This window comes from Vibrio nomapromontoriensis, assembly GCF_050337205.1.
Taxonomy (GTDB): Bacteria; Pseudomonadota; Gammaproteobacteria; order Enterobacterales; family Vibrionaceae; genus Vibrio; species Vibrio nomapromontoriensis.
This window is the reverse complement of the sequence record NZ_JAKJSS010000007.1, coordinates 373,378-389,890: the sequence shown is the minus strand read 5'-3', so window position 1 is coordinate 389,890 and position 16,513 is coordinate 373,378. Positions and strand designations below refer to the sequence as shown.

Here is a 16,513-nt window from a genome sequence, read left to right as displayed (position 1 = left end):
GGTTGTTTGCACTCTCACTAACGTGAAAACGCACTTGTAGGCTGCTCTCAGCTTAGTTTCTAATCGCCTTCTCTAATAGATGCCGTCAATACGGTATGTTACTTGTTTGTCAGTTTCTTACGGTCAATAATCCGGCGAGTTTTCAGTTGATTCAGGAACTTGCCATAGATTTGGCGAAAGAGGAACCGTTATGAGTAAGCCAACGTTATTGTGCCCGAACTGCGACGTGGAAGTAACAAGCAGCGCCGGACACACATGTTCAGAGTGTACAACGAAATACCGTAAAATCCCTTTTTGTCCAGAGTGCGGTGACTCACTTGAAGCGTTAAAAGCGTGTGGTAATGTGAGCTATTACTGTAATGGTTGCAGGATGCAAAAGTCTCGCACGACGATTGATTGGCGATTGCATCCCGTAGCGAATTAACCTTAGCGAATTAATTTTTGCTCATGGCTTCGATAAAAAAAAGCCCTCTGTAGAAGAGGGCAAACAGTCAAATGTTGCAAGGAAGCTAAACTGTTAATTCAATAGCTAAGTTATTAATTAAATAGTTAAACCACGTCTGATGGGAAGTTAATATCGTCTTGCTCTAAGTCGCTCCAAATAGTGACTTCTTTTCCATCTGAGCTTTCGAGTTTGTAGCCATACAAATTAGACGTATCAAGGTTTTGTGCTTCGTAGGCATCTTTAAGCCCTTGATCCATATCTGTCGTGGTACTTTTGAGCTCCCACCCCCAACCAGATAAGTCGATAGACTTTGCACCGGTACAAACAAACTGACCGTTTGCGTCACCGGCGGTGTCATTGACGGTAACCTTATCGAGCGCAATTGAAATGTCGGTATCGGTTGAATTGACTTTTATGCCTTCAATTTCTTGGAAGGCGGTTTTTGACATGTCGATGGTTTGGTTGTCACCATCGTTGCCCACGACCAGAACATCAAAGCCTTCGCCCCCGCTAAAGTAGACCGAGTTAACATCACCAGAGGTCAGTTCTTCACTGTCGAATATAAGCGTGTCGTCGCCACTGCCAGCAAATAATTGATCAAGGCCGCTACCACCGTCGAGCGAGTCATTGCCTTCTTGACCAAAGATCAAATCATCGCCCGATCCGCCACGAAGTGTGTCATCACCAACTCCACCATCAATGTAATCATTGTTACCGCCACCATCGAGTGTGTCGTTACCTTCTTCACCGGAAATGTGGTCAGCACCAGAACCGCCGTACATTTTGTCATTACCGAGCTCGCCATACATGTGGTCGTCGCCAGATTGACCATACATAGTGTCATTGCCGTCTTGACCATAGAGAAGGTCGTTACCGGATCCACCTTCAAGACGGTCATTACCTTCGCCACCGAATAGTTGGTCAGTGCCACTGTCGCCTTTCAACCGGTCATCACCAGTACCACCTGTTAGCGTATCGTCACCGTCACCGCCATAAAGTTTATCGGCGCCAGTGCCCCCGTCTAGCGTATCGTTATCGCCATATCCATAAAGCTTGTCATCACCTTCGCCGCCTTCGAGTAAATCGTTACCTGACCCTGCGTTTAATAGGTCATTGCCAGCTCCGCCATACAGTTTGTCGTCGCCAGCGCCAGCGCTCAGGCTGTCATTACCTTCGTCGCCCCAAAGTTGGTCATTACCTGCTCCAGAGGAGAGAGAGTCGCTGTCATCGCCGCCGTACAGTTTATTGTTGCCAGCGTTGGCAATGAGTGAATCAGCACCACTACCACCGCGTAATATATCGTTGCCATCGTCTGATGATAGGGTGTCATTTCCTTCGCCACCTTCAATGTTGTCATTGCCGTCGCCGGAGCTTATTGTATCGTTACCCTCGTTACCAAATAAGGTGTTATCGCCACTTTGAGCAATGATTTCATCATCGCCGATGCCTCCAGTGACGGAATCATTACCCGCACCCGTTTTGATATAGTCATCGCCTTCGCCGCCAATAATGGTGTCATTGCCTGTACCACCAAGAATAATATCGTCACCTAGGCCGCCATCGAGCGTATTGTCACCGGACTCGCCATGTAGTTGATCACTTCCTTCACCTCCTATGAGGTGGTCATTACCCGAGCCTGCAAATAGGTAATCATCGCCAGAACCACCGTCTAGACTATCGTTGCCAGCATCACCGAGCAGAACGTCGCTTTCTTCATTTCCGAACAGTTGGTCGTTACCAATGCCCCCATCAATTGTATCAGCGCCTTCTCCACCGGAGAGTGTATCGGCACCTGCCCCCCCATAAAGCGCGTCATCACCTTGATCCCCGGTTGCGGTATCACTGCCTTCGCCGCCGTAAAGGATATCGTCACCCTGACCAAGAGTAATGGTGTTTGTGCCTGCTTCGCCAAACACGGTGTCATCACCTAGACCCGCGTCTACGGTATCTTGTCCGTCACCGGCAAATAGATTATCGTCACCGTCGCCGCCAGTAATTGTGTCGTTATCATCGCCACCATAGAGGGTGTCCGCGACGTTGCTGCCGACCAGTGTGTCGTTGCCGCTGCCACCAAAAATGTTGTGAGAACCCGTCGCTGCGGCGATTAATGTGTCATCACCAGCCTCACCAAGAAGTGTATCCTGGCCATCATCGGTCATGGTGTCATTTCCCGCCCCTCCGGCAAGAAAATCGTAGCCGTCGCCACCAATGAGTTCATCGTCACCATCACCACCAAAAATAGCGTCGTTGCCATCTTCACCGTACAACACATCATCGCCTGCGCCGCCGTCAAGGTGGTCGTCCCCCGTACCTGAATAGACGGTATCAGCGCCGCCTTCAGCGTAGATGGTGTCATTACCTTCACCCGTATTAATGTTGTCGGTTCCCGTTCCGCCGTAAACAGAATCATTACCGACACCTGTTTCTATGGTATTGGTTCCGGCTTCGCCAAAGACGATGTCATCCCCCTCGCCAGTAATAACCGTATCAATACCAGAGCCAGCAAATACGGTGTCGTTACCTTTGCCTGATACCAATGTGTCGTTATCAGCGCCGCCTTTTAATACATCGTCCTCATCTGACCCCGTGAGCGTATCGTGGCCGGCTCCACCGTGAAGTTCACTGGCGTTTAAGCCTGCGGTGAGAGTATCATTACCCCCTTCGCCAAATAGGGTGTTATTTCCTTGCTCACCCGTGATGGTGTCGTCACCACCGCCAGCAAAAATAAGGTCGTTCCCAGAGCCTGCGGAAATGGTATCGTTGCCAGAGCCCGCATAAACGGTGTCGTTCCCCGTACCTGCTTGAATCGAATCTGCGCCGGAACCTGAGTAAAGGTGATCGTCACCCTCTTGACCAAAGATCTGATTATCCCCACCTCCGGCATAGATGATGTCATCACCAGCACCGGCATCGATGATATCAATACCGTCATCGGCATAAACCGTATCGGCACCTTCACCAGTATCAATGACGTTTTCGCCGCTGCCCGCGTAAATGGTGTCGTCATCAGCACCAGAAGAAATGACATCATCGCCAGACTCGGTATAAATGGTATCGGCACCGTCACCGGAGTCGATGGTGCTGTTGCCGCTCTGACCGAAAATGAGGTCATCACCAGCGCCTGTTTCAATTTGGTCATCGCCGGAGCCTGCATAGACTTGGTCATCCCCTGCGCCAGTCGAGATGATATCGTCACCTTCATTTGAATGTATGATGTCACTACCGTCACCACCTAATAGGGTGTCGTCGCCAGTCCCGCCATAGAGTTCATCATTACCAACGCCGCCGACTAAATAGTCATCCCCGGCGTCTCCAATGAGTACATCATTGCCTTCATTTCCTGAAATATGATCATTGCCTACTTCACCGACGATGACGTCATCACCTAAGCCGCCCGATAGGGTATCCTCTCCGTCACCACCAAGTAGAACGTCGTTATCATCTTCACCATAAATTACATCGTCACCATCACCGCCCATGACGAAATCCGCGCCTGAACCTCCATAAAGGGTGTCATTACCATCTTCGCCTTGAATTTCATCATCGCCAGTGCCACCTTCGATATAGTCCGTGCCCTTACCACCGATTAGAACGTCATTACCGCCTTCGCCGTAGAGTAAGTCATCACCGTCATCACCAATGGCGACATCTGCGCCTTCACCACCATAAATAATGTCATCGCCAAGCTCGCCAAGTAACATATCGTCGCCAGCATCACCTTGCAGGGTATCATTGCCATCACTCCCGACTAAGGTATCGTTTCCTGTGCCGCCAGAGAGAAAATCATCCCCGTTCCCACCGACCAAGACATCATTTCCTTCACCACCAAAGAGTTGGTCATCATTGATGTCACCGTCTAAGAAATCATCGCCAGTGCCACCATAGATAGTATCGTTACCTTGCTGGCCTTTAAGAATATCATCGCCAGCACCACCGAGTATGGTGTCGTCGTATAGGCCGTTGACGGCAATGTCAACGCTGTTAACTTCAGCGATAGGCGTGCCATCAGTCGTTTCTAGTGAGAAGTAGATGGGTGAATCGGTGGAGGAATCTTCCGAGGTATAGGCAAAACTTAATGAGATGTCGCCGTTTTCGTCAATCGTTGCGGGTTGCGATTGAATGACTTGACCGCTCTCATCAGTCATAACAATCACAACCTCTTCTTGAGTGCTGCTTACATTGAAACTAGCCGTCAAGTTACTGGTTTGATCAACCATGTAATTGCCAAGTCGAACGCTGTGAGTCACTGGATCGGCGTTATCGCCTTGAGTTTCAGCTGAAAACGAATAGACCGATTGGCTGGCCCCCCATGAGTCATCGGTATTGGTCGAGACTGGCGGTGCATCTTCTGCTGGGGTATCGTACTCTACATCACCAAGTACGGTATCTGCGCCATCCCCGGCTTCGATATGATCTGAACCCTCACCACCAGCGATAAAATCATCACCTTGTTGAGTATGCACTTCATCGTTACCAGAACGGGCATTCACGTTATCGTCGCTTTCTGTCCCAATGATAAGGTCGTCGTGTTTTGTTCCTTCCATGGAGTGCCTCTCTAAGTCATTTAATGAAACTGTCGTTTGTAATACGCCGATTACCGAAATGTGCAAAGCGATATGTATGAACTAGTAAAATGTGTATCAAAATCAACTAAATCTGTATTTGTTGTATATGCAGCATGAAGCATGCCAAAGTGGAGGTTTCTGTTAACTTCTTGAAAATAAGGCTAGTTTTTTAGAATGATGGATATGTTGGTAGTAAGTCCGCCAATGGACGAGTGTGAAATTGCCATTTGAGACGCAAAATGACAGGAAGGTATAGTGATGAAGGGTAGGGGGCTATCGGAAAATCAAAATGAGAATGAATAAGCAATCATGACGGAGCCATCTAGAAACCTCCCCGTGTTTTCTCCTGCATCCTGTGAGTTCCAACGGTTTCCTGAGTAGTTGTTATATTGCAAGGTAATTGTACCTGGTCGCCAATCGAAATACCCGAATCCATAGGTAAAATCGGGGTTCCACGGCTGCTGTTGAGAGCGGTCAAAATAATAAAATGCGGTGGCGTTAATGTACCAGTTTCCTGTTATCGCGTACTTACACCCTAGTGATAGTGTTTGGTGATGAGCTTTATATCCAGTTGAGGCGAGATCAAAATAAGAAGGGGTGTAATTGTAATCAGTTTGGCAACCAATACTGCCATCTTTACTGATTCGCGTCCATTCTAGGAGTTTTCCTGTTACTGGAAACTTCCAACCCAGAGACCAAGTTCCTTCATTAAAGTTGGTTCGTGATCCTCCAGGCTCTGGACTGAATCTATTTCCGCCATAATTAGAGTAAAGCAGACTAAATGTATAGGGGCGCCAATCGCTGTAACCGAAAACATAAGTAAAGTCTGGATTCCAAGGTTGTTGTTGTTCTTTGTCCCAATAGTAATAGAGGGTTCCAGAGACAAACCAGTTGCCCATTAATACATATTTTAAAGATAAGTTTGACGTATAGTTTACGTTCGCAGGACCATTAGTGGTACCTGAGGGCAAATTAGCATCTGGCGTCTGAATAAGGGGCAGGTTTATTGAAAGGTTGCCACTTAGCCCTGAAAGTCCTTTCCGGTTTTTTAATTCTCCAAGAGGTAATTCAAATGAGCTTTCTACACCACGCCAAATCAAGTCAGCCTCTGTTTCTTCAGGTTCTTTATTTACAGAATTATCACCTGAAGTGATATTAGGTGAAATAGGCTCAGGTGCATGCTGACGAGAGTGAGATAAATAGTCGTCAGCTTTTATGATGAGCGGAGTGAGAGCGATAATACTCAGAAATCCCACTTTACGGTTCATATTCACCTACGACGTTAATAGCTCTCAATAATGCTAATTCAAGCACAATCTCACGCTAACGTGAAGAAAACAAAAAATATTTTTGGTAATTCCGGTTTCTATTCCTATCCTGATTATAATGATTGAAATGTCGCGGAATACTGATGAATGGAAAGTGATAAATTCAGTAATAATCAATTAGAAAGAGCCATTCTTCTGGTTGAGGATAATAAGACTACTCAGATCTTAATGAGTTCTTTGTTAAGAAAGCGCGGCTATGATGTCACCGTAGCAAGCCACGGCTATGAAGCGCTAGATGCCCTGAATAAAAGCGAACATATTCAATTTGTATTAAGTGATTGGGTCATGCCTAAAATGGATGGCGTACAGCTTTGTAAAGAGCTGAAATCAACCAACTACAATCGCTATATATTCTTTGTACTGCTGTCTTCGCAAGATGACCAAGATTCAATTATTAGTGGTATTGATGCCGGTGCAGATGATTTTGTCGCTAAAAATACCGCAATTGATGAACTGGATGCGCGTATTCGGGCCGGTTTCAGAAACCTTGGCCTCCACAATGAACTGCTGCAAAAGAATCATCAATTAGATTCTGCCTACGCAACAATCAGACAAGACTTAGATTCTGCGGGTGATTTCATCCGCCAATTACTTCCCAGTCGGACTTCATTTGAGCACGCCTCGATGGCTTATACCTCCATCCCAAGTGCGCAAGTAGGGGGCGACATATTAGGTTACTTTCCTCTTGATGAAGATCATGTTGGCTTTTATCTGTTGGATGTGTCTGGGCATGGTGTGGCATCGGCCTTATTGTCGTTTTCTGTTCATCAAACACTTTCTGTTGTTAATGGGCCGAGCTCTGTGGTTTTTAAAGAAACGAGTGCCGGAAAGGTAATACGTCCTGCTGACGAAGTGGTGACTAAATTGAATGAAATATACAGTCAGGACTCGTCAAACCATCTTTATTTTACGATGGTTTATGCGGTGTTAAATCAAAAAACCGGTGAGCTAAACTATTGCGCAGCTGGCCATCCTCCCATTGTTTGGCTACAGCATAAAACAGATACGACAGAATTTTTGGGCGATGACAATTTTGTCGTGGGCATGTTTGATTTTGCCGATTACAAGCAAGAAACCATCTGCTTGGGCCCACATGATGAAGTTTGGCTTTATACCGACGGTATTACTGAAGCCAGAGTCGGAGAAGAGTTTTATACCGAAGAACGTTTAAAAGAATTAATAGCACTTCAAGGCAACATGAATCTTGAAGCTAAACCAAGTCATATCGTGTCCTCTGTACGCGAATGGCAAAATAATGAAATGTTTGATGACGATATCAGCATTCTAGTTTGTAAATGGACACCACAATAGGTAGGGAATTATATGAAGTATGACATTTCTAGTAGCGACTTGTTTACTGTTATTCAAGTTCAGGAAGCGCGTTTTGATGCCAAGCTTGCCACGTCATTTCGTCAAACAATAGAAGAGGTTCAGGCGGATATAAAACCAAATTTGTTGCTCGATATTTCACAAGTCACTTTCATGGATAGCAGTGGGTTAGGGGCGGTAATGGCAGTCTATAAGATGTTGAGAGATAAGCAAATTGCGGTTGTAGGTGCAAAAAAACCAGTACGGGAATTATTTAAGTTAACCCGTATGGATAGGTTGATTAAAACGTATGACACCGTCGAAGATGCGGTTGCGACGTCAGCTTAATCACAAATAACGAAATAAGGCTAGGAATACAATATGAAAGGAATGATTCTCGCAGCAGGGAAGGGGACGCGCGTCCGTCCCATCACTCAGCAGATACCCAAACCTATGATCCCGATTTTAGGGAAACCAGTGATGGAGTCGATGATTGAATTGTTTGTTCAACATAATATTAGCAAAATCGTCATCAACACGAGCCATCTTGCGGAAGTGATAGAGGGCTATTTTGGGGATGGACATCATTTCGATGCACAGTTGTCGTATTCATGTGAAGGGGCATTAAAGGATGGCGTGTTCGAGAGTAAAGCGTTGGGCTCTGCTGGAGGCATGAAGCGAATTCAAGAATTTTCAGGCTTTTTTGATGAGACGTTTGTGGTGGTGTGTGGAGATGCATGGATTGACTTGGATCTTAAAGAAGCGGTGAAAAAACATCACAAAAACGGCGGTATCGCGACAATTATTACGAAGCGTGTGCATGCCGATGAAGTCGAAAAGTACGGCGTGGTCGTAACTGGTGAAAAGGGGATCGTCCAAAGCTTTCAAGAGAAGCCAGCGAAGGAAGACGCTCTGTCTGATCAGGTGAATACAGGTATTTATATTTTTGAGCCCGCAATATTTGACTATATCCCCAAAGATACAGAGTTTGATATTGGTAGTGAACTCTTCCCTAAACTTGTCGAGCAGCACGTGCCTTTCCACGCGGTTGAAATGAATTTTCAATGGCTTGATGTTGGTAATATCAAAGATATTTGGGGCGTTACGGAAGATGTATTAAGTGGCAAGGTACCTGGTTATCGCATACCAGGTACACAGGTAAAGGCCGGTATTTGGTTAGGTATTAATACGGATATCGATTTGTCGAAATGCACTATTGTCCCGCCGGTTGTGATTGGAAGCGGTTGCCAAATTGAAGACGGTGCCACCATCATAGGTCCAGCGCTTATTGGCGCAAATTGTAATGTAAAAACAGGTGCTACGGTGAAGCACTCTCTTATTTTTGACTACACCAAAATTCATCAGGGCGTGGAAATCAACGAACAAACCATATTTGGAGATTTTAGTATAGGCCACGATGGAGAAACGCAAAGCTCAATAATGTGGACAAACTTAAGACCTTATCCAGCGATGAATCGCCTAACCGATGCAATTAATACCATGTAAATGACTTTCGATGTTTAGCAGTATGATAGGGACAGCATAATGACCAGAGACGGCCACATTTTTTCAAATACATATCAAAGTGCCATTGATGTTTCGAGAGTTGCAGCTGAAGACCTAAAAGGGTTTTGGTATTCGCGCAGCATAAACGAAAACACCATAAGTGAACTTGAGTTATGTGTGGTTGAACTGGTCAATAACGCCTATGAGCATGCTTACGCTAGCCAAGATGGTGAGCCGATTGAGGTCCTAAGTCGCTACAATGAGAACAAAGTGATTGTCGATATCACTCATTTTGGCGACGGTATGTCTCAAGCTGAATTTCGTTCCGCGTTGGAAGCCGATTTTATAGAGCCTGATCCAGATGACCCGGACACTTGGACGACGTCTGGACGTGGATTTATTATTTTGGCGGCGCTACTTGATGATGTGGAGTTGACGCAAGAAGGAGATAAAAACACGTTTACTCTAATTAAAACCGTGCAGTCATGATGAGTTAGGAGGCCGCTAGTGCGATTTATTAGTTGGATGTTAATTTGTATTTTCCTTCAAGGCTGCACGAGTCAATCGGTAGTTCAATCTATCAGTTCGCAAAATTTGAATGGCCAATGGCAGTTTACGTCGATTTCACCTTCTATATTACCTTATCAACAATCTATACAAGTGCCAGCTAACTGGCATTCTGAAGGGGTCAGCTTTTCGGGCCAGGCCCTTTATCAAACATCGTTCGACTTACAGGGATATGTTGGTGGTGAGCGCTATTGGTTAATGTTTGAAGCCGTTGATTATGCCGCCGACGTGTCACTTAACAATATTCCATTGGGTTCTCACGTTGGGTATTTCTCTCCTTTTTCGTTTGATGTAACCCGTTTTGTTCAACCGAAGAACAATGAACTTAGCGTGGTTGTAACCAGTGAGAATGATGATAAAAATGCGGATTGGTCTTTAAACAAGCGAGAGATAAAAGGTGTGCTAAATCATCATGATACCAGACCAGGAGGCGCGTGGTCGGATAAAGGACAAGATGCAAATTCGGGCGGGATATGGGGGTCTGTTGCCTTAAAGCGCACCGGTCAAATCGCTATCCGCGACATAACATTCATCCCCACTATTGAGCCCAATGACAGCACTTCTGGCATCGTGACGATCGAGCTAGATAGTGCGATTGACGCTGAGGCAACGATAGAGATTTCACTTACTTCACCACACGATGTGAAAACGCAAACTCGCAGTGAAAAATACGTTATCACCACCGCTGTCAAGCAAGGGCAAAATACCGTTGAGTGGTCCGTGCCGAGTATGAAACGAGCACTGTGGTGGCCGTATGACTGGGGGAAACCAAGCCTCCATGACTTAGTAGTAAAAGTATCGTTACCAAAAGGTGCGCTTTCAGATAGTAGTCAGCAGCGTGTTGGTTTTCGGGAGGTTCGCTACTCAGAAGACGATAAGCATTTCTATATAAACGGGCTACCATATTTCATCAGAGGGACTAACTATATCGCTAGCCAATGGCTAGGAGCCGTGACTCGAGAAGACTACGCCAATGATCTTGCTCTAATGAAAGAGGCAAATATTAATGGCATTAGAGTTCATGGTCATGTAGCCGGCAAAGCCTTTTATCAACTTGCAGATGAAGCTGGCTTTGTCGTTTGGCAAGATTTCCCTTTGCAGTGGGGCTATGACGATTCACTGAGTACCGCGGTAGAAGCGGCCCGTCAAGCCGTAGAAATGACCAGCATGCTGTCTAACCATCCTTCGATTGCATTTTGGAGTGGGCACAACGAGCCCCCATGGGATGCAACATGGATGAAATATAAATATTCAACGTATAGCCCGTCCCACAATAAGCAGCTGACAGAAGCTGTGTATTCTGCTTTGAGCAAGTCAAAAGATGGCAGAGTAGTGAGAGAGGCTTCTTATACTAATGAACATCCATGGTACGGATGGTATTCTGGGCAGTATACGGACTACAAAACGCTTAATGGAACGCCCATCATTAGTGAATTTGGCGCGCAAGCATTTCCAAGTTCTGAGTTGTTATCTAGCTTTTTAACGGACACGGATACGTGGCCTTTGAATGCTGAACAATTAAGTCAGCTTGATTATCATAACTTTCAGCTTCATGAATTGAAAAATTTGGCGAAAGTCGATATGGGTAAGAATATTAATGAGCTAATCATTAATAGCCAAGAGTACCAGCGCGTTGTCAATAAATATGCCGCAGAGCAGCTGCGGCTGAAAAAAAATAATGGCGTTGCGGCCATTTATCAATTTATGTTTGTGGATAGTTGGCCTTCTATAACATGGTCAATACTGGACGTTAATCGTGAGATGAAGCCCGCTTATCAGGCATTAAAAGAATCTTTTCAACCAATTTTGCCTGTTGCCAGTGTAAAAGAAAATTCTTCGTCTAAGCTTATAAATATCAGCGTAATCAATGACTCAAGAACAGATATTTATAATGCTAAGATCGAAATTAATTGCATTCAGGCGAACACTGAACAATCACAGTGTTGGCGAGGCGAAAATATCAAGATTGGTCAAAACCAAGTGGTAACAATTGCCAGTATTGAATCGTTAAAAATAACTGATGACTTTGTAATTAATATCATTAGTGAGCAAGGGAAACTTATTTCAAGTAATCACTACAAAGCAGGTGATTATTAAGTGGCTAGAATGAACAGGCTTAGCGTTTAACTAGTCATTTACGAAACTGAAGCATGCGAATGCTTAATAAGGGAAGTTAAGTAAATGGATATGTATTTCAAAAAGTTCGAACACCGAACACCGCCAGAACCCGTGCCACATAGCATTCCGCGTGAGCTGCTATATCAGTATATTGCCACCTGTAACCTGACATTAGGTATGTGGTATTTATGGTGGCGCTGGACCTATGCATTGAATATGGACGCGTTGTGGTTTTCGTTGCCACTTGCCTTTGCGGAATCTTGTGCATTTATAGGTTCTATCTTGTTTACCATCAATATGTGGAAAACCAAAGATGAACCGAAAAGAACCCCACCAAGCAACATAAATCAATGTGTACGAGATTGTGATGAAGATAGACCAGTCTCAGTTGATGTGTTTTTTCCCAGTTATGATGAAGAGCCTGATTTAGTAAGGCTTAGTATTGAAGACGCGCAAAAGATCACCTACCCAAGCGCCATCGAGATGAAGATCTTCATCTTAGATGATGGCAAGCGTGATTCGATGAAAGCACTTGCCAAGGAAATGGGTGTTGGTTATATCACTCGTGAAGGCAACGTGGGTTTCAAAGCCGGTAACTTGAGAAACGCCATGGAGCAAACCTATGGTGACTTTGTTGTGATATGTGACGCCGATACGCGACCATTTTCTACGATTTTGGAACATACCTTAGGTTACTTTAAAGACCCTGATGTGGCATGGGTTCAAACACCACAGTGGTTCTTCGACTTACCTGCAGGTGTTCGCCTCCCTAAATGGCTATCGAGTAAATTTGGTAAGTGGGCAAGTCCTTTGGGTAAGGGCGTAGAGAAGATCTATGGTCCAGTGACATTGGGTGAAGACCCTTTTGTTAATGATCCACAAATGTTTTATGACGTGATCCAGCGTAGACGTAATTGGGTGAATGCAGCGTTTTGTTGTGGAGCCGGCTCTATACATCGACGTGAAGCTGTGATGGAAGCCGCGCTTAGAGCGTATGCTGAGCAGATTACCAACGAACAAAAAGATGTCGAAAAGCAGATTCGTAAACTGACCAAAGAAAAAAATGTTGATCAATCCGTTTCCGATAATCTGCGTAATGAGATTCTCTTTGATACTGAATTTACCCCTTATAAATTTCATGTATCAGAAGACTTATATACCTCTATCGTTCTTCACTCTGATTCACAACGTAATTGGCGATCTATTATGCATCCGGAAGTGGAGAGCAAAATGTTGTCGCCGCAAGACTTACAGACTTGGACCGTTCAGCGTTTTAAATATTCTGGCGGCTCCATTGATATTTTTATGAACGATAACCCTATATTTAGGAAAGGGTTGAGTTTTAAGCAGAAACTAATGTATGGCGGCAGTTTTTGGTCAAATCTATCTGCGGTATGGAACATCGTCTTTTTAGCTTGCCCTATCATTTATTTTTTGACCTCGATTGCGCCTGTCAGCGCATATGACGTGACTTTCTATTTGCATTTTCTTCCTTATGTATTGACCGCTGAGATTGCCATGATGCTTGGGACGTGGGGTGTGGCAGGTTACAAAGGAAAAACCAACTTTTTGTCCTTCTTCCCCGTTAATATGAGAGCACTATGGACGGTATTAAGAGGGCGTAAAATCAGCTTTCCAACCACGCCGAAAGAGCGTCAATCTGGCAATTTTGCAAAGTTAGTGGCCCCACAAATGGCGGTATTCTTACTGAGTTTATTTAGCTTATGTTTTGCCTGGTACGGGCATTACTTTGGTGGCTGGGGATCATACTCAGAAGGTGGGCTAGTACTGAATACGTTTTGGATTATTAATAATATGCTCGCGATGTGGGGCATGATAGCGGCCGCGTTCTGGGAGCCACCGAAAGAAGATACTGCAGATAAAGCAGCCGTTTCAGAGACAGAGGATCTTAAATATGAAGTTTAGTAAAGCAATGCTAGCAGCAAGGCACCATATTGTATTTATTCTAGGTCTCGCCACCGCCCTTGTGATCGCGTTTTCTATTGAAACGCGTGACTATGGTAAAACATTAGGCAACATCACGTTTGAGGCACATGAAGAGATTCCGCTAAAAGCGCAGCGAGTGCTCACTCAAGAAGAGTTTACTTGGGCGACAACGGCTTGGCAGTATTTTGAAAATAACTACCAAGAGAACACGGGTTTAGTGAACTCGGTTGATGGCTATCCTTCTACGACGATGTGGGATACCGCGTCCTATTTAATGGGGCTAATAGCGGCAGAAAAAATCAATATTGTTACACAAGACGTGTTTAAGATACGCATGGAAAAAGCCTTGCGATCGTTAGCTCGCTTGCCGTTAGTCGAAGGGAAGTTGCCTAACAAAGCCTATAACACACAAACATTAGCCATGGTGGATTATCAAAATAATCCTAAACCTGAAGGGATTGGTTGGTCTGCGATTGATATTGGTCGAATTCTAGTACCGCTTAATATTCTTATTTGGCAATATCCACAATTTAATACTGAAGTCACCAATATTCTAAATCATTGGAAAATGGATGAAATGTTAATTGAAGGCTACTTATACGGCTCTCGTCCAAGTGAGCAAGGTGGATTTGAACTTGTCCAAGAAGGGCGAATCGGCTACGAAGAGTATGCATCGAAATCATTATTCTTGATGGGGCGAGATGTATTTAACTCTATGAAATATATCGACTACCTAGATATGGTGGATGTCTATGGGATCGAAATTCCAACGGATAAGCGAGACCCAGCTAAGTATCACGCCCATAACTATGTGGTGAGTGAATCCTATATTTTAGATGGCATTGAATTTGGCTCAGACAGTGTTTCAAAAATATTCGCTCATCGTGTATTTAGTGCGCAAGAGCGCCGTTATGAGGACAAAGGCATCGTGACAGCAGTGAGTGAAGATAACGTTGATGAAGCGCCTTATTTCGTCTACAACACCGTCTTTTCGGATGGGAAAAAATGGAACGCGATTTCTGACGACGGTAAAGATCAATCGCACCTTAAAACCTTGTCAACTAAAGCTGCTTTCGGTTGGTATGCCCTTTATGAGAATGCCTATACCGATCTCCTAATTAGCGAAGTATCGCCTCTATTTTCTGATGGGAAAGGCTGGTATTCAGGGCGTTATGAAGCGGACGGTCGTCCTAATAGGGCGATTACGGCCAATACCAATGGAATCGTATTGGAGTCATTGGCCTACATAGAAAATGGCCCTCTGTTACGGGTTGGAGCTCAGTAAGTGAGATTGTGCAGTATTAGGGAGAATTCGATGCGCTATTTGTCAACACTATGTATCGCGCTGGCCGTAGCTGGATGTGGTAATAAATATAATCAGTTTTCAGAAGATATTGTTGAGCGCAAGTCTCACTGGAGCATACCTCAGCCTCGTCATGGAGAACTGACCGAAAAAGAAATGGATATGGCTCGGATTGCTTGGAAATATTTTGAAAATAACTACCAAGAATCAACGGGCTTAGTTAACGCGGTAAATAACTACCCATCTGTCACATGGTGGGATGCGGCTTCATATCTTGCTGGTGCGGTAAGTGCGCATCAGTTAGGGATTATTGAGAAAGAAGAACTTGATAAGCGTTTAATTGCTTTTATAGGAACATTAAATCGGCTTGACCTATTTCGTGGCGAATTGCCAAACAAGGCTTATAACACTCAAAATGCAGCGAAAGTGGATTACGCCAACCAACCAGGAGAAATTGGCTATTCGGCACTCGACCTAGGGCGATTACTTGTTTGGCTATATATCATTAAGCAAAGGTACCCTGAGTTTGCACCGAGTATAGACTCTGCAATTTTACGTTGGAATTTTTGTAATGTTGTAGACGAAAATGGCACGATGTTTGGTGCATTGTTAGAAAAAGATAAGCCAGTCCAATACTTGCAAGAGGGGCGACTTGGCTACGAAGAATACGCAGCAAAAGGCTTCCAGTTATGGGGCTTTGATACCAGTCAGGCGTCTGATCCAGAGCCATATGCGACCATCAATTTATTTGGCTACGACGTGCCCTACGATACCCGAGATCCGAGAAAGCTAAAAGCACATAGTTACGTTGTAACTGAAAGCTACGTTTTAGATGGTATAGAGCTGGGTTGGGATCTAACGGAAGACAAAACAGGGCATGATGCGAAATACTCCAATGAATGGATGGCGGAGTTTGCACTACAGATTTATCGCGTTCAGGAGGAGCGTTATAAACAAACCGGTATTATCACCGCTAGGACCGAGCACCAATTAGCAGGTGCGCCTTACTTTGTTTACGACACGATTTATACCGATGGTTTTGCTTGGAATACCATCTCTGAGGTCGGCGAATATTTACCACAATACTCAGCTGTCGCCATTAAGGGTGCGATGGGAATGTGGGTGCTGTGGGACACAGAATATACGGATCTACTCTTTGACCATGTTTCTCATTTGTATGATCGAGACAAGGGATTCTATGAAGGGATCTATGAAAATGGTACCGGTCTCATCAATACGTTTACTTCCAATAATAACGGCATCACGTTGGAAATATTGCTCTACAAACAACAAGGGAAATTGCTGCGCTATAAGGACAAACCTGCGCCAAGCTTATGGGAAAAAGCGTTAGAGACACCATTTGGCTATGAAGGGCAGTGCTTACCGCGAGAAAATTACAAAAAAAAGCAAAATAAAACGTAGAGAT

11 protein-coding genes are annotated in these 16,513 nt (G+C 44.7%); 9 read left to right on the top strand and 2 right to left on the bottom strand.

All coding sequences use genetic code 11. From position 1 onward, the window contains the following. Positions 1–190: 190 nt before the first annotated feature. Positions 191–424 (top strand): YfgJ family double zinc ribbon protein, encoded by a 234-nt coding sequence (locus L4D05_RS05860; RefSeq protein WP_428793313.1) that lies wholly within the window; start codon positions 191–193, stop codon positions 422–424. Between the two features lie 125 nt (positions 425–549). Here the strand turns inward: L4D05_RS05860 and L4D05_RS05855 are convergent, their stop codons facing one another. Together L4D05_RS05855 and L4D05_RS05850 are read right to left on the bottom strand one after the other, a co-directional pair. Next, positions 550–4,989 carry a beta strand repeat-containing protein gene (locus tag L4D05_RS05855; protein ID WP_428793312.1) on the bottom strand — a complete coding sequence of 1,480 codons (4,440 nt, stop codon included), beginning with the start codon at positions 4,987–4,989 and terminating at the stop codon, positions 550–552. A 305-nt stretch (positions 4,990–5,294) separates the two neighbouring features. Then, positions 5,295–6,278, bottom strand: a complete 984-nt coding sequence (locus L4D05_RS05850) for a hypothetical protein (RefSeq protein WP_428793311.1) — start codon at positions 6,276–6,278, stop codon at positions 5,295–5,297. Between the two features lie 147 nt (positions 6,279–6,425). Here L4D05_RS05850 and L4D05_RS05845 point away from each other — a divergent pair, with 147 nt between their 5' ends. The 8 genes from L4D05_RS05845 to L4D05_RS05810 all read left to right on the top strand — a co-directional run bounded on the left by L4D05_RS05845 (position 6,426) and on the right by L4D05_RS05810 (position 16,509). Beyond that, positions 6,426–7,649 (top strand): SpoIIE family protein phosphatase, encoded by a 1,224-nt coding sequence (locus L4D05_RS05845; RefSeq protein WP_428793310.1) that lies wholly within the window; start codon positions 6,426–6,428, stop codon positions 7,647–7,649. A 12-nt stretch (positions 7,650–7,661) separates the two neighbouring features. After that, entirely contained in the window at positions 7,662–7,994 is a 333-nt protein-coding gene (locus tag L4D05_RS05840) for an STAS domain-containing protein (protein ID WP_428751041.1), read from the top strand. A gap of 33 nt (positions 7,995–8,027) precedes the next feature. Next, positions 8,028–9,152, top strand: coding sequence for a nucleotidyltransferase family protein (locus L4D05_RS05835; protein ID WP_428793309.1), 1,125 nt, complete (start codon positions 8,028–8,030; stop codon positions 9,150–9,152). A gap of 39 nt (positions 9,153–9,191) precedes the next feature. Then, positions 9,192–9,641 carry an ATP-binding protein gene (locus L4D05_RS05830; RefSeq protein ID WP_428793308.1) on the top strand — a complete coding sequence of 150 codons (450 nt, stop codon included), beginning with the start codon at positions 9,192–9,194 and terminating at the stop codon, positions 9,639–9,641. Positions 9,642–9,659: 18 nt separating this feature from the next. Beyond that, complete coding sequence (locus tag L4D05_RS05825; RefSeq protein ID WP_428793307.1) at positions 9,660–11,816, top strand: glycoside hydrolase family 2 protein; 2,157 nt, start codon at positions 9,660–9,662, stop codon at positions 11,814–11,816. A gap of 84 nt (positions 11,817–11,900) precedes the next feature. After that, positions 11,901–13,763 carry a glycosyltransferase family 2 protein gene (locus tag L4D05_RS05820; protein ID WP_428751037.1) on the top strand — a complete coding sequence of 621 codons (1,863 nt, stop codon included), beginning with the start codon at positions 11,901–11,903 and terminating at the stop codon, positions 13,761–13,763. Continuing rightward, complete coding sequence (locus tag L4D05_RS05815; RefSeq protein ID WP_428793306.1) at positions 13,753–15,069, top strand: DUF3131 domain-containing protein; 1,317 nt, start codon at positions 13,753–13,755, stop codon at positions 15,067–15,069. Before L4D05_RS05820 ends, L4D05_RS05815 begins: the two co-directional genes overlap by 11 nt. Before the next feature lie 30 nt (positions 15,070–15,099). Next, positions 15,100–16,509 (top strand): DUF3131 domain-containing protein, encoded by a 1,410-nt coding sequence (locus tag L4D05_RS05810; RefSeq protein ID WP_428751035.1) that lies wholly within the window; start codon positions 15,100–15,102, stop codon positions 16,507–16,509. Positions 16,510–16,513 lie beyond the last annotated feature (4 nt).